Origin of the sequence: Nitrosomonas mobilis, assembly GCF_900103035.1 — a bacterium.
Taxonomy (GTDB): domain Bacteria; phylum Pseudomonadota; class Gammaproteobacteria; order Burkholderiales; family Nitrosomonadaceae; genus Nitrosomonas; species Nitrosomonas mobilis.
On the sequence record NZ_FMWO01000020.1, the window covers coordinates 18,748 to 34,608 of the forward strand.

Consider the following 15,861-nt stretch of genomic DNA (forward strand, 5'->3'; position numbering starts at 1 on the left):
GTTTTTGTTTGGACGAAGCACTCATGTTTACAGGTAGCCTGGTAGCAATTGTGACCCCCATGTTAGAAGACGGGGCGCTGGATCTGGAGAGATTTCGCGCCCTGATCGATTTTCATATCGAGCAGAAAACGGACGGCATCGTAGTGGTCGGCACCACCGGTGAATCGCCCACGGTTGATTTTGAAGAGCATCATCTGCTGATTCGTACTGCTGTCAAGCATGCAGCAGGGCGTATTCCCATCATTGCCGGTACGGGCGCTAATTCAACCCGGGAAGCAATCGAGTTATCCGTGTTTTCAAAGAATGCCGGTGCCGATGCCTGTCTGTCGGTTGCGCCTTACTACAACAAGCCAACCCAGGAGGGCCTATACCAGCATTTCAAGGCTATCGCTGAAGCCGTGGATATTCCGCTGATTTTATATAATGTGCCCGGGCGAACGGTTGCTGACATCGAGAATGACACGGCAATCAGGCTGGCACAGATTCCCGGAATTATCGGCATCAAGGATGCCACTGGCAATATCGCGCGTGGGTGTGATCTGTTGATGCGGGTTCCGGAAGGCTTTCTGGTTTACAGCGGGGATGATGCAACTTCACTTGCATTGCTGCTACTCGGCTGCCATGGTGTCATCTCGGTTACGGCAAATGTGGCACCAAGACGCATACACGAGATGTGTGCCGCCGCCTTTTCAGGGGATCTGACTCAGGCACGGCGTATCAATAATCAGCTGTTCAAGCTGCATACTAATTTGTTCGTGGAAGCCAATCCCATTCCGGTCAAATGGGCAGTCGCCCAGATGGGATTGATTGAAAACGGAATACGTTTGCCATTGACGGTGCTATCGAGCAAGTATCACGAATTAGTCAAGGATGCTATGCGACATGCTGGCGTCACCGCATAAGGGTCATTCATGCAGAACAAGCAGCATAAATACAGATTCATCGTATTGCATCTTGCACTCTTGGTTTTGCCTTCGGGTTGTAATCTATTGCCTGAGGCAGATAAGATCGACTATAAATCAGCAGGTAAACTGCCGCCACTTGAAATTCCACCCGATCTGACCCTGCCCGATACTGAAGACCGCTTTACTGTTCCGGACTTGCATACCCCTGGAAGCGCAACTTTCTCCACCTACGATAGTAATCGTATGCGGGGTGATCAAGGCAATGTTCGCACCGAATCTTCTGTTTTATCGGTGACGGAAATGCAAGGAAATATTCGAATGGCGCGTGCCGGTACGCAGCGCTGGTTGGTTGTGCCGCGTGCGCCAGAAGTCGTTTGGCCACAAGTTAAGGAATTCTGGCAGGATATGGGCTTTTTGCTCAAGCTGGAGGCACCAGACGTTGGCATCATGGAAACTGACTGGGCCGAGAATCGCGCCAAGATTCCACAAGATATTATTCGCAGCGCACTCTCGACCTTTCTGGATGGTTTGTACTCGACTGCGGAGCGGGACAAGTTTCGTGCCCGTCTGGAACGTAACGAAGCCGGTGAGACTGAAGTTTATATTAGTCATCGAGGGATGATCGAAGTGCTCGCTGATCGAAGCACCAATCGTACTATTTGGCAGCCAAGACAGGCCGATCCTGAGCTGGAGGCAGAAATGCTAACGCGCATGATGAAACACTTCGGGGTGGAGGAAGAGCGGGCAGTTACGGAGGTTGCCGCCAGTGAAAATATTACTGAAACGCGTGCCTTTGTCGATAACAGCAGAGAGGGCGTGCTGATCGTTAAGGAAGCATTTGATCGAGCATGGCGCAGAGTAGGGCTGGCTCTGGATCGGGTAGGGTTTACCGTAGAAGACAGAGACCGCGCAAACGGTATTTATTTTGTCCGTTACGTCAGTGCAGAAGAAACTCGCCAGGCGAACAAAGGAGAGGGGCTGCTCTCAAAAATTACTTTCTGGAAAACCGATGACGACAAAACAGCCGAAAAGTATCAAATTCAAGTTAATGAAATTGGTTTAAACAGTGAAGCTGTGGTAAGAAATACTGATGGAACGCCAGCGGAACCAGCGATTTCCAAGCGTATTATCAATTTATTGTATGAACAATTGAAGTAGAAAAGACGGTTGGCAATTCATGCTGTGGTTACGGTATTACGTCATAATTACTCCATAAAAAAACCGCCATTGGGCGGTTTTTTTATAGTCAAGTCTTAGTGAAGAATATTATTCTTTAGAGCTTTGGCCTGCTTCAGACTGAATTTTTTCAAAATTCTCTTTTTGTGTAACAGGCTGCGGCTGTTCTGGGCGTCCACATGCTGCCAATATCATTGCTGCGACTATAGCTAATACATAAACAGATTTCATTATAAATTCCTCAGTAAGATTGCACAAAAACCACATCGTGGAGCTGCAGTATATAACGAGACACATACTTTACTCAAGAACTAAAATAAATGCGAGATAGAATTCAGCTGTTGAGTGGTTTAGTTTCTTGAGGGGAGAAATAAAAAATTACTTTTGTGCCGGTACTGAAGGGAATTTAGAAAACAAATCGGGAGGCCATTATCTGTATAAAATAGATCAGCCACATAAATAGGGGGGGGCTGAATTGGAGAATCCTGAGCAAAAAGAAAATAACACATCTGAATTGTTGCAGTTAATTGTGGTAAAAAATCACAATGAACTTATCAGTGTGGGAGAGATAAAAAACTCTCTGCATGAGAGAGGGTTTGGCGTATTGCTGGCAATTGCCGCATTGCCGCTGTGTCTGCCGATTCCGGTTCCACCGGGGTATTCCACTTTTTTTTCGATACCGCTATTCATTTTTTCCGTGCAGATGATGTGGGGCATGAGCTCGCCCTGGATTCCCCAATGGCTGGCAGTCAAGCAAATCAAAAAAGTAAATCTCGATAGAATGGTGCAGAAAGCCACGCCCTGGTTACGCAAAATCGAGAGTTATCTTCATCCGAGATTGACCTATATCAGCACGCGTGCATGGGAACGCATTATCGGAATTTTTGCATTTATATTCTCACTTTCAATTGCATTGCCGATCCCATTGACTAATTTTCCGCCTGGTTGGGGTATTCTTATCATGTCTTTGGGATTGCTCAGCAAGGATGGCTTGACCATCATTGCTGGTATGATTGTTGGTACAGTAGGGGTAGGTATTACTTTGGTAGTGCTTGCGCTTTTATGGATGGGGGTCTCTATGCCGGATTTTTATGGGTAACCAGAAACAGAAAAAATACGGCTGTCGATAAAATTTACATTTTCTGAAGCAACTGAATATTTAACTAAGGTTGTTTGATGAGTTTATATATATTCTCTTCAAGATCAACTGGTAAGGTGGGTGATATTTAAACTGGCGCGCTCTGTGCTACTTTATGGTTATCAAAATATTCTCAGGATAACTACTTATGGCTTCCTGTTTTTTTAATCTGTATTTTCAAAGATCAATAATTTTATTGTGTGGGCTATTACTCATGAGTAATACTGTAATGGCCAACAACTTTAAAACCTTGCTGGCGCTGGGACAGCAGTATGAACATGGCGAAGGTATTCCTAAAGATTATGCCAAAGCACTGGAATATTACTGCCTTGCTGCGCAGGGAGGTTCCGCCGATGGACTGTATGCACTGGGGTGGATGTACGCCAATGGGCGTGGGGTAACACGCGACGATAAGATTGCTGCGGCGCTGCTTACTCGGGCGGCTTCAAAAGAACATCCTGGGGCACAAAAAATGCTTACCTATTTGCCGCCACCTGTCAAGAAATCCAATACCGCATTATCTGGTTGCGTAGCTTCTTCCTCTGCAAGTATCAATTATGTGGACAAGCAGCAGGATGCGTACTCTGCGGGACAACAACCTGTTATTTCGTTGGTGTATAAATTGGCACCAGAATATCAGGTAGATCCAGATTTGGTGCTGGCCATTATTTCGGTTGAGTCCGCTTTTAACAGTCGTGCGGTTTCTTCGAAAAATGCCCAGGGGCTCATGCAGCTTATACCGGAGACTGCTCAACGCTTTCAGGTCAAGGACAGTTTTGACCCCGAGGAAAATATTAAAGGTGGGCTTGCCTATCTAAGATGGCTACTTGCTTATTTCAAGGGAAATGTTGCGTGGGTTGCTGCTGCTTACAACGCCGGGGAGGGCGCTGTTGAGAAATACCGTGGTATTCCTCCTTATCCCGAGACAGTTAATTATGTTGATAAAATTCTTCAGCGTTACCAGAAAGCCGTTCATCCTTATCAGCCTGAAATAATTAACCGATCATCTTTCATTTTTACGTCTGCGGAACAACGAAATTAGGGCGTACACAAACTGAGATTTGTTGGTTTCTTATTACTCGCAAGATTAAACCTGAAACCCAAATAACCACCAAGTGCGCTTTGTGTGAGTGCAGTCTGCATGGCAGGAACCATAACACTGGCTTATCCTTGCTTTGGCTGCAGCTGTATACAATTTTGACCAAGGCAAGTAACAGTTTGCGTTAGCGGCAAGCATCCAGACCATTATTCATTGTCAGCGTGCAGGCCAGCGCAAGCAGACGACGGCGCGCTGGTCGTGGATCATTTTTTAATTGCATGCATAATCTAGCGATATCTTGCGGTTGATCGACATCCGCGCCTGTTGACAGCGTACCGATAGTTTGCCCAAAGCGTTGGCAGCAATTCAATAATGCCTTACCCAGCTGATCGGTACTCCAGGGTAATTTGTCAAGTGGCGGCCAAGGCAAATGGCTCGCCATCATCACTACGCCTCCGTCGGCAGCAGGTTTCAGGACAGTTTGATAATCCTGCAAGGCCGCTAGGCAGCCAGCATAATCTGCGTCGCCGAGTAATGGGGCGTCACTTCCGATAAAAATCAGCGAAGTCATCCCATGCTGTCGCAGTGTCGTGTCCAGTGCATTCAATCGCTGTCCAAGGTTACCGTGTGTTTGGGGAAAAATAGTTACGTGTGGGGCCGTTGCGAGCAGTCCTGCAGCCCAGGTCGTATCGTTATCAGTGGCTGGAGCGATTACGACCGGTCCTTGCCACGAAAGAGCATCTTCCAGTGCGCAGTTCAATAACGCCTGTGCAACCAGGTAGGTAGCTTCGACTCCGAGCTTAGCCGTTAGCCGCTGTTTACCCTCTCCCGGCCGCGGTCGCTTGCATACCAGCACTAATGTTGTTTTCATCTGGAAAATTTAGTTGAAGGCACTTCTAAAAATTCATATTTCGCTACAATACTTCGTTGTTCATAAAAAATATTTCCATATATATCAATCATATGCTGCGCCAAAATTTTTTATTCGCGCCTGGCATTGCTTAGAACGCTGAATTTTTAGAAGGACCCTTGATTGTTTAAGTTGGATCAGCAATGACCCGGAGTCGGCGTTTTGCCATATTATATTGCTGATATTTTGCATGTAATATCAATGAGTCTTGTGAATGTTATGCCGTTAATTGTTTGAATATAGTAAATAAATAAGTGGACTCTATGCACGAGCGTACTGTGGTAATCGCTTGCAGACAAGACCGGTATGCTAAAATGCGCGCATTAAACAGAGAGCAGAGAGGGTCAAGCGCGGCAGTGAAGATAACCCGAAGTCGTTTGCCGGCCGATTCAATTTCATTAAATTGTAATAATCCATACCTACAATGAAATTTTCCAGACGCAACGATGCAAAATCTGAGGATATGAAAATTTCCGCACAGAATATGGACAATAGGAATGACGTTGTTCCTGCATATAAAAGTTTGCGGCGTAACTTCAGACGTCATATCAAGGAACGAATCATCGAGTCCATTTTGTTTCTGGCAGCCTTGTTCTCGGTTTTTATTACATTTGCGATCGTGTACATGCTGGTCAGTGAGTCCATGGTCTTTTTTGAACACGTCTCATTACGTGAATTTCTGACCGATACCCAATGGACGCCGCTCTTTGATGATGCCCACTACGGTATTCTTCCTCTCGTTTCCGGTACGGTTGTCAGTTCACTTGTTGCATTGGCTGTAGCGCTCCCTCTTGGTACCATTATTGCGATTTATCTTTCTGAATTTGCTCCATTTGCGGTACGCGAAATTGCAAAGCCGTTTTTGGAATTACTCGGTGGTATCCCGACAGTTGTCTACGGCTACTTTGCCTTGCTATCCGTCACGCCGTTGTTACAATATTTTTTTCCAGACTTGCCGGGCTTCAGTTTATTATCCGCCGGGTTAGTGATGGGCATCATGATCATTCCGTATGTGAGCTCAATGACCGAGGATGCAATGCGCTCGGTACCGATGCATCTGCGGGAGGGGTCCTATGCTACCGGGGCAACACGATTTCAAACAGCGGTCAAGGTTGTCGTGCCTGCCTCTATGTCCGGGATAGCAGCAGCTTACATACTTGGAATTTCACGCGCGGTGGGTGAAACCATGGTGGTTACCATAGCGGCAGGGATGCAGCCCAATTTAACCTGGAACCCTACGGAACCCGCTGCCACTATCACTACTTATATTGTTCAGGTCAGTCTGGGCGATTTACCTCATGGCAGCATTGGTTATCAGACTATTTTTGCTGCTGGTTTGACGTTATTGCTGATAACCCTGATATTCAATATTCTTGGGCATTTGCTGCGTAAATATTATCGCGAGGTTTATTGATCGTCATGGATCGTGTGGAATTATTTTTTCCGAATAACGATAAAAATTTTAAGTCAATTCTGACATGGATCACGATAAAAATCTGACTGAAATCCGGATGATGATTGCCCGTCACCGACGCTGGGACAGGCTGTTTCTGATAACAGGTATCGTCACGCTGATGATTGCCATGTTGATTTTCTTCGCACTTATTATGGGCATGGTAATCGATGGCATGCCGCGTCTGACACTGGATTTTTTTACCTCGTTCCCTTCTCGTCGGCCTGGAGCTGCCGGTATTCTGTCTGCTTGGGTCGGTACCACACTGGTGATGCTGGTGACTGCGGTCGCTGCCGTGCCACTGGGTGTCTCAGCCGGTGTTTATCTCGAAGAATATGCACCTAAAAATTTGCTGACGGAAATCATTGAAATAAACGTCACTAATCTGGCGGGCGTACCGTCGATTATTTACGGTTTGCTTGCACTTGGGTTGTTTGTGTATCAACTTGGCCTGGGGCAGAGCATTCTCGCCGCTGGTCTGACGCTTGCGTTGCTGATTCTGCCAGTTGTCATTGTTGCCACACGGGAAGCCATCCGGTCCATCCCGGTTTCTATCCGTGAGGGGGCATATGCTGTAGGTGCAACCAAATGGCAAACTGTTTCCGATCATATTCTGCCTTATTCCTCGGCCGGTATATTGACCGGTATCATTATCGGACTGGCGCGTGCAATTGGAGAAACTGCTCCTATTATTACGATTGGCGCACTGACATTCATTGCTTTTTTACCTACTTCGCCGATACAGAGTGAATTTCCTTTTCTGTCTTTCGAATGGTTAATGGCGCCTTTTACTGTCATGCCGATTCAAATGTTCAACTGGGTTTCGAGACCTGAAGAAGCTTTCCAGCTCAATGCGGCTGCAGCTGGTCTGGTGCTTGTCGTTATGACGCTGGCCATGAATGGGCTGGCCATTTATTTACGTTATAACCTTCGCAAAAAAATCAAATGGTAACCAACTATTTCACGCAAGCCGCCGGATCTGATAACTCAACTGCCCCGGCCAGCAAACCGGTAGCTGATAAGTGTGTTGTAAAAAATCTTAACTTCTTTTATGGTGAATTGCAGGCGCTGAAGTCGATCAGCATGACGGTTTATGAAAAGCAGGTAACTGCACTCATCGGCCCATCAGGCTGTGGCAAATCTACCTTTTTGCGATGCTTCAACCGTATGCATGATCTTTATTCTGGCAACCGCTATGACGGGGAAATCATTCTGCACCCGGACAACGAAAATATTCTTTCTCGTGCGGTAGATCCGATCGAGGTCAGAATGCGTATCGGCATGGTTTTTCAGAAACCAAATCCATTTCCAAAATCCATTTTTGAGAATGTAGCCTATGGTCTTCGTATCCGGGGTATCAATAAACGTGCGATTCTGGAAGAGAAAGTAGAAACCGCATTGCGCAATGCTGCACTGTGGGGGGAAGCAAAAGACCGGTTGAATGATCTTGCCTTTAACCTGTCCGGTGGACAACAGCAGCGCCTGTGTATTGCGCGCGCGCTCGCCACCGATCCCGAATTACTGTTATTCGATGAACCTACTTCCGCACTTGATCCAGCGGCAACTGCCAGCATCGAGGAACTGATTACCGATCTCAAAAACAAGGTGACGATTCTGATCGTCACCCATAACATGCAACAGGCGGCAAGGGTTTCTGATTTTACCGCCTACATGTATGTCGGTGAGCTGATCGAATTTGGTGTGACAGACACCATCTTCATCAAACCCAAGCATAAACAGACCGAGGATTATATTACCGGCCGGTTTGGCTAGGTTCTGAATCAGTATTTTGTAGTGCTTTCCATTTTTTACCCTTCCTTTACAAAATTTAGCCCGTATTGCCGACTTTTGCAGACAGGTTGATTCGCTGGCAGCTGGAAGCCGGTCGCCATCATTTACCCTGGCAAGGTAATCAGGACCCCTACGCGATCTGGATTGCGGAAATCATGCTGCAGCAGACCCAGGTAACGACTGTCATTCCCTATTACCAGCGATTCATGCGTGCTTTCCCGGATATTGCGACTCTGGCAAGTGCAGCACCTGATGATGTTCTGGCGTTGTGGAGTGGCCTTGGTTATTACGCGCGTGGCCGTAATCTTCATCAAGCTGCCCGCTTGCTTGTATCGGAGCATGGCGGCGTTTTTCCGGCTAGCGCATCTGCTATCGAGCAGCTTCCCGGCATAGGGCGTTCGACGGCCGCAGCTATTGCCGCATTTGCGTTTGGTGAACGCTGCGCAATTCTGGATGGCAACGTCAAGCGTATCCTGGTACGTTATTTTGGAGTTTATAGCCATCCTGCTGGCAAGGCAGTTGAGGCCAGATTATGGCAGATGGCGGAAAAACTACTGCCAGTAAATAATCAAGAAAAAGCCATGGCAACTTATACGCAAGCATTTATGGACCTGGGCGCGCTCGTTTGCACCCGTAGCCGGCCAAAATGCGAGTATTGCCCACTGCAGCAGGAATGCGTTGCTTTCACTCATGGATCAACTGATCAATTGCCTGTGCCTAAACCGCAAAAGACACGTCCAGAAAAGAATATCATCCATTTGTTACTGGTTAAAGACAGCAAGATTTTTCTGGAAAAACGCCCGTCTCCTGGTATCTGGGGAGGGCTGTGGTGTTTCCCAGAAATTCCGTTTGATTCCAGCAGCGACAATAGTCATTCTGCTAATCTGGCAAGTTGCAACACACCGTTTTTTGAATTTCCTTGCATAATTCATACCTTCACACACTTCAGGCTCAATATTTATCCGCGACTGATACACGTCGGGTGCAATAACGCGTTCGAAGAAAAAGATAACCAGTGCTGGGTGACTGTCAGCGCGGCAATGAAACTGGCTATCCCGGCACCGATCAGAAAAGTATTATTAACAGTGTCCAATGTTCTGGGATCATCTGTCAATGTGGCGAGCATAAACGAAAAGAATGAGTAAAAAACAACTACGTCAGGATTTGCGCCAATTGCGTGGGCAAATAACATCCGCACAAAGATTACGTTGGAGCAATGCGATCAGCCATAACCTGAAACAAGGGTTTCCTGAGTTACAAAATTGTTGTGTTGGCGGCTATTGGCCTCATGCAGGGGAATATGACCCACTTCCTTTGATGCAATGGCTGAGCACTCATGGCGCCACTCTTGCATTACCTAAAGTGCTCACCTCATCCGAGCCACTTGAGTTTGTTGCATGGTGGCTCGGCGCGCCGATGAGAAACGATGCTTACGGCATTCCAGTTCCGGATAAGAGCCCGATTGTCGCAGTCGATGCTGTTCTGATTCCGATGCTGGGTTTTGATGCAGGTGGTTTCCGGCTTGGTTATGGTAGCGGCTACTTTGACCGGACACTGGTGAGCTTGACTCCGCGCCCGCTAACAATTGGTATTGCCTTTGAAGTGTTGAGAGTACCAACTGTTTTTCCGCAGTCACACGATATCGCCATGGATTACATCGTCACCGAGCAAGCGATTTTTTATCGTCAACAGGGCAAGCTGGTAACGCTGTCCCCTGAAGAATGTGCGAATATGACGCGATGAGGATCTTGACGAGCCATCTCGCTGTCTAGCCTATTCACCCCAGCGTGGCATCAGCTCATGTGCTACACCCAGATGATCCAGTATGCGCGCAACAACAAAATCGACAATATCCTGAATGGTCTCGGGCTGTTGGTAAAAGCCGGGATTGGCAGGCAGAATGGTGGCGCCTGCATGAGCAAGTTTCAACATATTTTCCAGGTGGATGATCGAAAATGGCATTTCACGTGGAACGACGATCAGAGGGCGCTTTTCTTTCAGCATGACATCCGCTGCGCGTTCTATCAATCGCTGACTCATTCCAACAGCCACCGCCGAGAGTGTTCCCATGGTGCATGGGCAGATCACCATGGCATCGGCAGGATTGGAACCTGATGCGACTGGTGCGAACCACTCTTCACGACCGAACACGCTCAACAGTCCTGGCGCAACTTTGAAATACTCACTCAGGGAAGCTTCGGTTTCCTTGGGACGTGAGGATAAAATCAGTCCCATTTCCTGTTGCGCTACAATTTGTGCGGCTTGTGAATACAGCAGATACACCCGGTAGCGCTGTCGTAGCAATATTTCGAGCAGGCGGATGCCATAAGGCATACCCGATGCACCTGTCAAAGCAATAGTGATTGTTTTGCAGGGAGTGTTGGTTTTTTCACTCATATCTGATAAAGATAATCTGCACCATTACCTCTTATGACGGCAAACAAGCAGCCGTGTGCCTCAGTTATTCCGATGATCCGCATGATCTTCTTCGTCATAATCTGCCGTATTCCCACCCATTGCCAACTCATGGCGATGAACAAAGTCTTGTGTACTGTCAATCCCGCGTAATTGCAGAATATGGTTGCGAACTGCAGCCTCAACTAACACGGCCAGATTACGTCCAGCAGCAACTGGAATGGTTACCTTGCGTATCTTGACATTCAAAATTTCTTCATCAAGGTTACTCAATGGCAGGCGTTCGTAGGCACCGATTTCACTGCTGGTGGTTTTTTCCAAATGGACGATCAGTTTCATATTTTTGCGACGACGGACAGCTGTCTCACCAAAAATAGTACGAATGTTCAACATGCCCAGCCCACGTACTTCAATAAAATCCCGCAGTAATGGTGGACAACAACCTTCTAAGGTTTCGGGACCAATACGCGATAATTCGATCACATCATCCGCGACCAGGCCGTGCCCACGACTGATCAGCTCCAGTGCGAGCTCGCTTTTGCCGACGCCACTGTCACCTGTAATCATGACGCCCATACCAAGTACATCCAGCAAGACCCCGTGGCGGGAAATGGTAGGCGCCAGATTTCTGACTAGATAGGAGTGCAGCATCCAGATGACCTGTGAACCTGTACTGCTGGAACGTAATAATGGTGTTTGCGTTCGGCAGGAAAATTTGTCTATGCTTGCCGGTACCGCTAGACCATTGGCAACGATCAGACAGAAAGGATTGCTCGCTTCCAGTATGGACAGTTTCTTTTGCAGAGACGGCGCATCCATTTCCAGCAGGAATGTAATCGATGCCTGATTCAGTACCTGAATCCAGTTGGGATTGATAAAATTAAGATAACCGATGAGATTCTGTGCACGGTCTGAAACCTGGGTATTCTCAAGCTGCTTGCTTATTACACTTGATGGAGTATTCCACTGCAGCTTCAGTTTTTCTTCGTTATCCCTGAATAATTGAACAATATCAATTCTGGACATACTCTGGCTCGGGTGTCCAGTCCGATATCAACTGGCGAATTTCCTTGGCATCCCTGCTGTAAAGCAATTTCTCACGAAAACTTTTATTGCTGAACATTTGCGCAAGTTCGCTCAAAATCAACAAGTGCTGGTCAGTCGCCTTTTCGGGTACCAGCAGAATACACGCGATATTTACCGGTTGGCCATCCGGCGCATCGAACGGAATTGCTTCCTTTAATCTAATCAGCATCAAAGCGGCTTCGCGAAGACCCTTAATCCTGCCATGAGGAATCGCAACTCCCTGACCGAGACCGGTCGACCCCAGCTTTTCACGAGTAAACAGGCTGTCAAAAACCTGACTGCGCGCCACATGAAGTGTATTCTCGAACAATAATCCCGCCTGTTCAAAGATACGTTTCTTGCTTGTGGCTTCCAGATCAATCATCACGTTTGATTCCGGCAATAGTTCAGAGATAAGATTCATAAATAACTAATCAGTTGGCTTCTAGTAGCACGAAATATTTATACTAGGATATTTAAGGGCATTTCTAAAATTCATATTCAGTCATGATACTTCGGCATTCACAAAAATATTTCCTTTAATATCAATTATATGTCACGTCAATATTTTTATTCTCGTCTGCTCCTGCCTGGACCTCTGAATTTTTAGAGGCTCTCTTAAGTGAGCGATTACCTCGTCAGGATAGTAGTGACAGTTCATTCAGACACTACCAGTTTTCAGGATAAAGAATACTTATTCGGGTTGCTCAAGTGGCTGATCTTTCAGCCCGCCATGATTGCGCTGGTCTAATCCTTTTTCCTTGTGTTTCAGAATCTGGCGATCCAGCTTGCCCACCAGGCTGTCGATGGAAGCGTACATGTCAGGGCTGTCTGTTTCGACAAAAATATCTTTTCCCCGTATATGAATCGTTGCTTCAGCCTTTTGGCTGAGTTTGTCTACCGACAGTATCACCTTGATATCGATCACATGGTCAAAATGGCGTGTAATTTTTTCAAATTTTGATAAGACATATTCACGCAGTGCAGGGGTTATTTCCACATGATTACCGGTGAGATTCAAATTCATTATTTCTCCTTATTTAAGCAGTTGTAACAATAAAGCAATAAAAAAATTAGAGTATCTTACGTAAATTGGTCGGGGGAATATGCATTAACTCCCGATATTTTGCAACCGTTCGTCGTGCAACGATGACGCCTTGCTGTGACAGCAACTGTGACAGACGGTTATCACTGAGTGGTTTTTTGGGGTTCTCATTTTGAATCAGTTGCTTGAGTAGGCTGCGAGTTGCAATGGATGAGCAGGCATCGCCCTGTTCCGTTGACACATGACTGCCAAAGAAATATTTAAACTCGAAGATACCATGCGGGGTCCTCATATACTTATGAGAGGTCACACGAGAAATGGTGGATTCATGCAATTTGAGAGTCTCGGCAATTTCACGCATCACCAGCGGACGCACAGCAGTTTCTCCGTGCTCAAGAAATGCCTGCTGGTGATCAACAATCGCCTGACCCACACGTAAAATGGTTTGTACACGCTGGTGAATATTGCGAATCAGCAAACGCGCTTCCTGTAATTGCCCTCTAAGTGGACGGGTCTCCTCGCTGCGACTGTTTTTTAAAACATCCGCATAGAGCTGGTTGATATGAACAGGCGGAACTGCTTCCTGGTTAAGTTTCACCAGCCAGCTTTTGTCAGATCTGACTACTATTATGTCAGGAACGATATAATGTGCAAGCGTTGAGTTGAAGTCGCTGCCTGGCTTGGGGTGTAGCTGAGTAATCATCTGCTGGATGTGCTGTAGGCAGGTTTCGTTACATCCCAGTATTTTTTGCAGCAGGCGAAAATTTTTCGCTGCAAAAGTTTCCAGATGATTCTCCACTAATTCCAGTGCCTGTTGTCGGCTGGGTGTGTCTGCAGGTAAGGCTCTGATCTGCAGAGACAGGCATTCCTGCAGATTTCTTGCTCCAACACCAGGGGGATCCAGCTGCTGAAGATATTCAAGCGCCGCCTGTAATTCAGTGCGGCTTGCAGTGAGCCTGGACGGCAATTGCCGCAGCAGTTCATCAATGTCCTGGGTCAGATAGCCATCATCATCTAGACTATGAATCAGCAGATTGACGATTTGCCGTTGCTGTTCGGGTAACTGGCTCATGCTGAGCTGCGTCAGTAAATGTTCACACAAGCTGATGGGTTTGATTGCAAAACGGGAAAATTCCAGATCGCTGCTGTCGGTACCATGCGAATTTAGTAACGGCTGCTGGTAAACATTGCCGCTATCCTCATAGGAGTCAGCAAATGTGTCCAATGGCTCGTCATTCCCAATTATTGCTACCGGATCAGGCAAATCAGCATTTGCAGCATCGTCAGCCAAATCGGGCAGGTTCGAGTCAACCGGCTGCTGGAATTCAGACCGGCTGTCATCAGAATGCTCATCGAGCTCCAGCATCGGATTTTCCTGAACCATTCGCTCGATCTCTTTATTCAGCTCAAGTGTTGACAAGGTTAACAACTTGAGGGCATGCTGCAGCTGCGGCGTTAATGTCAGACTATTCGTCGGTTTAAGTGTAAGCGTTGGTTTCATATTTCCAGTTAAAAATCAGACTGAACGCTTGAGTATCAGCGTATCAAAGCCGAAAATTTTCGCCTAAATAAACTTCCCTGACGCGACTATCATTGACGATATCTTCAGATTTGCCGCTCGCGAGTACCGCACCTTCACTGATAATATAAGCACGGTCACAGATCCCCAGTGTTTCCCGAACATTATGGTCGGTAATCAGCACACCGATACCTCGATTCTTCAAAAAACCGATAACTTTCTGGATGTCCAGAACTGAAATGGGATCTACGCCAGCGAATGGTTCATCCAGCAGAATAAAACGTGGACGGGATGCCAGCGCTCGCGCAATTTCAACACGCCGCCGCTCCCCTCCCGAAAGACTGATAGCCGGACTCTCGCGTAAATGCCCAATATGAAAATCATGGAGCAGGGCATCTAGTTGTTGCATGATTTCCACTTCGGACAATTCTTGCAGCTCAAGTACCGCAATGATGTTTTCCTCGACGCTCAGGCGTCGAAAAATTGACGCATCCTGTGGTAAATAGCTTAGGCCCAGGCGCGCACGCTTGTGAACTGGAAGCCGGCCAAGATCGTGTTCATCCAGAAAAATTTCTCCCCCATCTAGCGGAACCAGGCCAACGACCATATAAAAACAAGTTGTCTTTCCGGCACCATTTGGCCCCAGCAAGCCAACGACTTCACCGCTGTCAACAGAAAAGGAAACATCCAGCACTACCTTACGTGATTTGTAATGCTTCTGTAGATGTTGCGCCCGCAGCCTGCTCATGGGTCAATCTGACCCATGCATTTGTAATGATCAAACCGGATCACTTATCTGTTTCCTCAATTGGCTGCGTGGCAGGCTGCCTGGTTCTTGGTTGAATAATAGCGCGCACACGGCTATCCGGCTGTTCGTCATTCTTTTGCTTCGCCAAGCCCTGGACCTGAAAAAAATCGCGCGTGATGTCATATGTTATATAGTCCCCGACCACTTCATCCCCGCCACGTTTCAATCTTGCGTTACCAAACAGTTCTATCTTGTTAGTTTTGTCATCATATTCGACCCGTTTGCTCCACGCTTCGACATATTCATCCAGGCCATCACGCTTTTCTCTGAAACTAGCCAAATTGCCATAAGCAGTTGCATAACGATAGCCTGTACTATCTTCTTTCATAATAACTTTGTCTGCTTGTATCCGGAGCGTACCTTGGGTCAATATTACATTGCCGATAAATATGCTGGTACGAAACTCGCCTTTACGCTTGTAATCCTCGACTGTGGCACGATCGGCTTCCAGATGAATAGGTTTGTCTCGATCGGCGCGTTCTGCGAGAGAGATAACCGGGAAGGAACAACAAAGACAGAGCAATAAAGTAAGAAGTCGTTTCATCATTAGCAGCTTTCCAGCATGAGGCATCCACATCAATGGCAGCGACTGACAAC

At 47.0% G+C, this 15,861-nt stretch carries 18 protein-coding genes; 9 read left to right on the forward strand and 9 right to left on the reverse strand.

The genetic code is table 11. The features are described 5' to 3' along the window. The first annotated feature begins 23 nt into the window (after positions 1 to 23). On the forward strand, positions 24 to 902 hold the full coding sequence (gene dapA, locus NSMM_RS00765) for a 4-hydroxy-tetrahydrodipicolinate synthase (protein ID WP_090283850.1): 879 nt from the start codon (positions 24 to 26) through the stop codon (positions 900 to 902). Between the two features lie 9 nt (positions 903 to 911). After that, positions 912 to 2,063 carry an outer membrane protein assembly factor BamC gene (gene bamC, locus NSMM_RS00770; RefSeq protein ID WP_090283639.1) on the forward strand — a complete coding sequence of 384 codons (1,152 nt, stop codon included), beginning with the start codon at positions 912 to 914 and terminating at the stop codon, positions 2,061 to 2,063. A 108-nt stretch (positions 2,064 to 2,171) separates the two neighbouring features. On the opposite strand, the gene NSMM_RS15435 is transcribed toward bamC, so the two are convergent. Next, positions 2,172 to 2,312, reverse strand: coding sequence for a hypothetical protein (locus tag NSMM_RS15435; protein WP_176753815.1), 141 nt, complete (start codon positions 2,310 to 2,312; stop codon positions 2,172 to 2,174). Between the two features lie 286 nt (positions 2,313 to 2,598). Between NSMM_RS15435 and NSMM_RS00775 the strand changes: the two genes are divergently transcribed. Together NSMM_RS00775 and NSMM_RS00780 are read left to right on the forward strand one after the other, a co-directional pair. Then, positions 2,599 to 3,180, forward strand: coding sequence for an exopolysaccharide biosynthesis protein (locus NSMM_RS00775; protein ID WP_281200859.1), 582 nt, complete (start codon positions 2,599 to 2,601; stop codon positions 3,178 to 3,180). 253 nt (positions 3,181 to 3,433) lie between these two features. Continuing rightward, on the forward strand, positions 3,434 to 4,261 hold the full coding sequence (locus NSMM_RS00780; RefSeq protein WP_245654621.1) for a transglycosylase SLT domain-containing protein: 828 nt from the start codon (positions 3,434 to 3,436) through the stop codon (positions 4,259 to 4,261). A 181-nt stretch (positions 4,262 to 4,442) separates the two neighbouring features. On the opposite strand, the gene NSMM_RS00785 is transcribed toward NSMM_RS00780, so the two are convergent. Further along, the gene (locus tag NSMM_RS00785) at positions 4,443 to 5,129 is read right to left on the reverse strand and encodes a TIGR04282 family arsenosugar biosynthesis glycosyltransferase (protein WP_090283646.1); all 687 of its coding nucleotides are present in this window, start codon (positions 5,127 to 5,129) and stop codon (positions 4,443 to 4,445) included. 523 nt (positions 5,130 to 5,652) lie between these two features. On the opposite strand from NSMM_RS00785, the gene pstC reads away from it, so the two are divergent. The 5 genes from pstC to NSMM_RS00810 all read left to right on the forward strand — a co-directional run bounded on the left by pstC (position 5,653) and on the right by NSMM_RS00810 (position 10,155). After that, the gene (pstC, locus tag NSMM_RS00790; protein ID WP_090283853.1) at positions 5,653 to 6,582 is read left to right on the forward strand and encodes a phosphate ABC transporter permease subunit PstC; all 930 of its coding nucleotides are present in this window, start codon (positions 5,653 to 5,655) and stop codon (positions 6,580 to 6,582) included. Between the two features lie 64 nt (positions 6,583 to 6,646). Beyond that, entirely contained in the window at positions 6,647 to 7,573 is a 927-nt protein-coding gene (gene pstA / locus NSMM_RS00795) for a phosphate ABC transporter permease PstA (RefSeq protein WP_090283648.1), read from the forward strand. Beyond that, positions 7,567 to 8,394 carry a phosphate ABC transporter ATP-binding protein PstB gene (gene pstB / locus NSMM_RS00800; protein WP_090283649.1) on the forward strand — a complete coding sequence of 276 codons (828 nt, stop codon included), beginning with the start codon at positions 7,567 to 7,569 and terminating at the stop codon, positions 8,392 to 8,394. The genes pstA and pstB overlap by 7 nt, the downstream gene beginning before the upstream one ends. A 65-nt stretch (positions 8,395 to 8,459) precedes the next feature. Then, the gene (mutY, locus tag NSMM_RS00805) at positions 8,460 to 9,557 is read left to right on the forward strand and encodes an A/G-specific adenine glycosylase (protein WP_090283652.1); all 1,098 of its coding nucleotides are present in this window, start codon (positions 8,460 to 8,462) and stop codon (positions 9,555 to 9,557) included. Then, the gene (locus tag NSMM_RS00810) at positions 9,550 to 10,155 is read left to right on the forward strand and encodes a 5-formyltetrahydrofolate cyclo-ligase (RefSeq protein ID WP_090283654.1); all 606 of its coding nucleotides are present in this window, start codon (positions 9,550 to 9,552) and stop codon (positions 10,153 to 10,155) included. Before mutY ends, NSMM_RS00810 begins: the two co-directional genes overlap by 8 nt. 30 nt (positions 10,156 to 10,185) lie before the next feature. On the opposite strand, the gene NSMM_RS00815 is transcribed toward NSMM_RS00810, so the two are convergent. From NSMM_RS00815 to lptA, 7 genes are all read right to left on the reverse strand, one after another. Then, entirely contained in the window at positions 10,186 to 10,809 is a 624-nt protein-coding gene (locus tag NSMM_RS00815) for a flavin prenyltransferase UbiX (RefSeq protein ID WP_090283658.1), read from the reverse strand. Between the two features lie 60 nt (positions 10,810 to 10,869). Then, positions 10,870 to 11,853 carry an HPr(Ser) kinase/phosphatase gene (gene hprK / locus NSMM_RS00820; RefSeq protein ID WP_090283660.1) on the reverse strand — a complete coding sequence of 328 codons (984 nt, stop codon included), beginning with the start codon at positions 11,851 to 11,853 and terminating at the stop codon, positions 10,870 to 10,872. Beyond that, positions 11,840 to 12,316 carry a PTS sugar transporter subunit IIA gene (locus NSMM_RS00825; protein ID WP_090283662.1) on the reverse strand — a complete coding sequence of 159 codons (477 nt, stop codon included), beginning with the start codon at positions 12,314 to 12,316 and terminating at the stop codon, positions 11,840 to 11,842. Before NSMM_RS00825 ends, hprK begins: the two co-directional genes overlap by 14 nt. A gap of 270 nt (positions 12,317 to 12,586) precedes the next feature. Continuing rightward, positions 12,587 to 12,919 (reverse strand): ribosome hibernation-promoting factor, HPF/YfiA family, encoded by a 333-nt coding sequence (gene hpf, locus NSMM_RS00830; RefSeq protein ID WP_090283664.1) that lies wholly within the window; start codon positions 12,917 to 12,919, stop codon positions 12,587 to 12,589. Positions 12,920 to 12,965: 46 nt separating this feature from the next. Then, positions 12,966 to 14,438 (reverse strand): RNA polymerase factor sigma-54, encoded by a 1,473-nt coding sequence (locus NSMM_RS00835; protein WP_090283666.1) that lies wholly within the window; start codon positions 14,436 to 14,438, stop codon positions 12,966 to 12,968. Between the two features lie 43 nt (positions 14,439 to 14,481). Then, complete coding sequence (lptB, locus tag NSMM_RS00840) at positions 14,482 to 15,204, reverse strand: LPS export ABC transporter ATP-binding protein (protein WP_090283668.1); 723 nt, start codon at positions 15,202 to 15,204, stop codon at positions 14,482 to 14,484. 40 nt (positions 15,205 to 15,244) lie between these two features. Next, positions 15,245 to 15,811 (reverse strand): lipopolysaccharide transport periplasmic protein LptA, encoded by a 567-nt coding sequence (gene lptA / locus NSMM_RS00845; RefSeq protein WP_342671769.1) that lies wholly within the window; start codon positions 15,809 to 15,811, stop codon positions 15,245 to 15,247. Between the last annotated feature and the right edge of the window lie 50 nt (positions 15,812 to 15,861).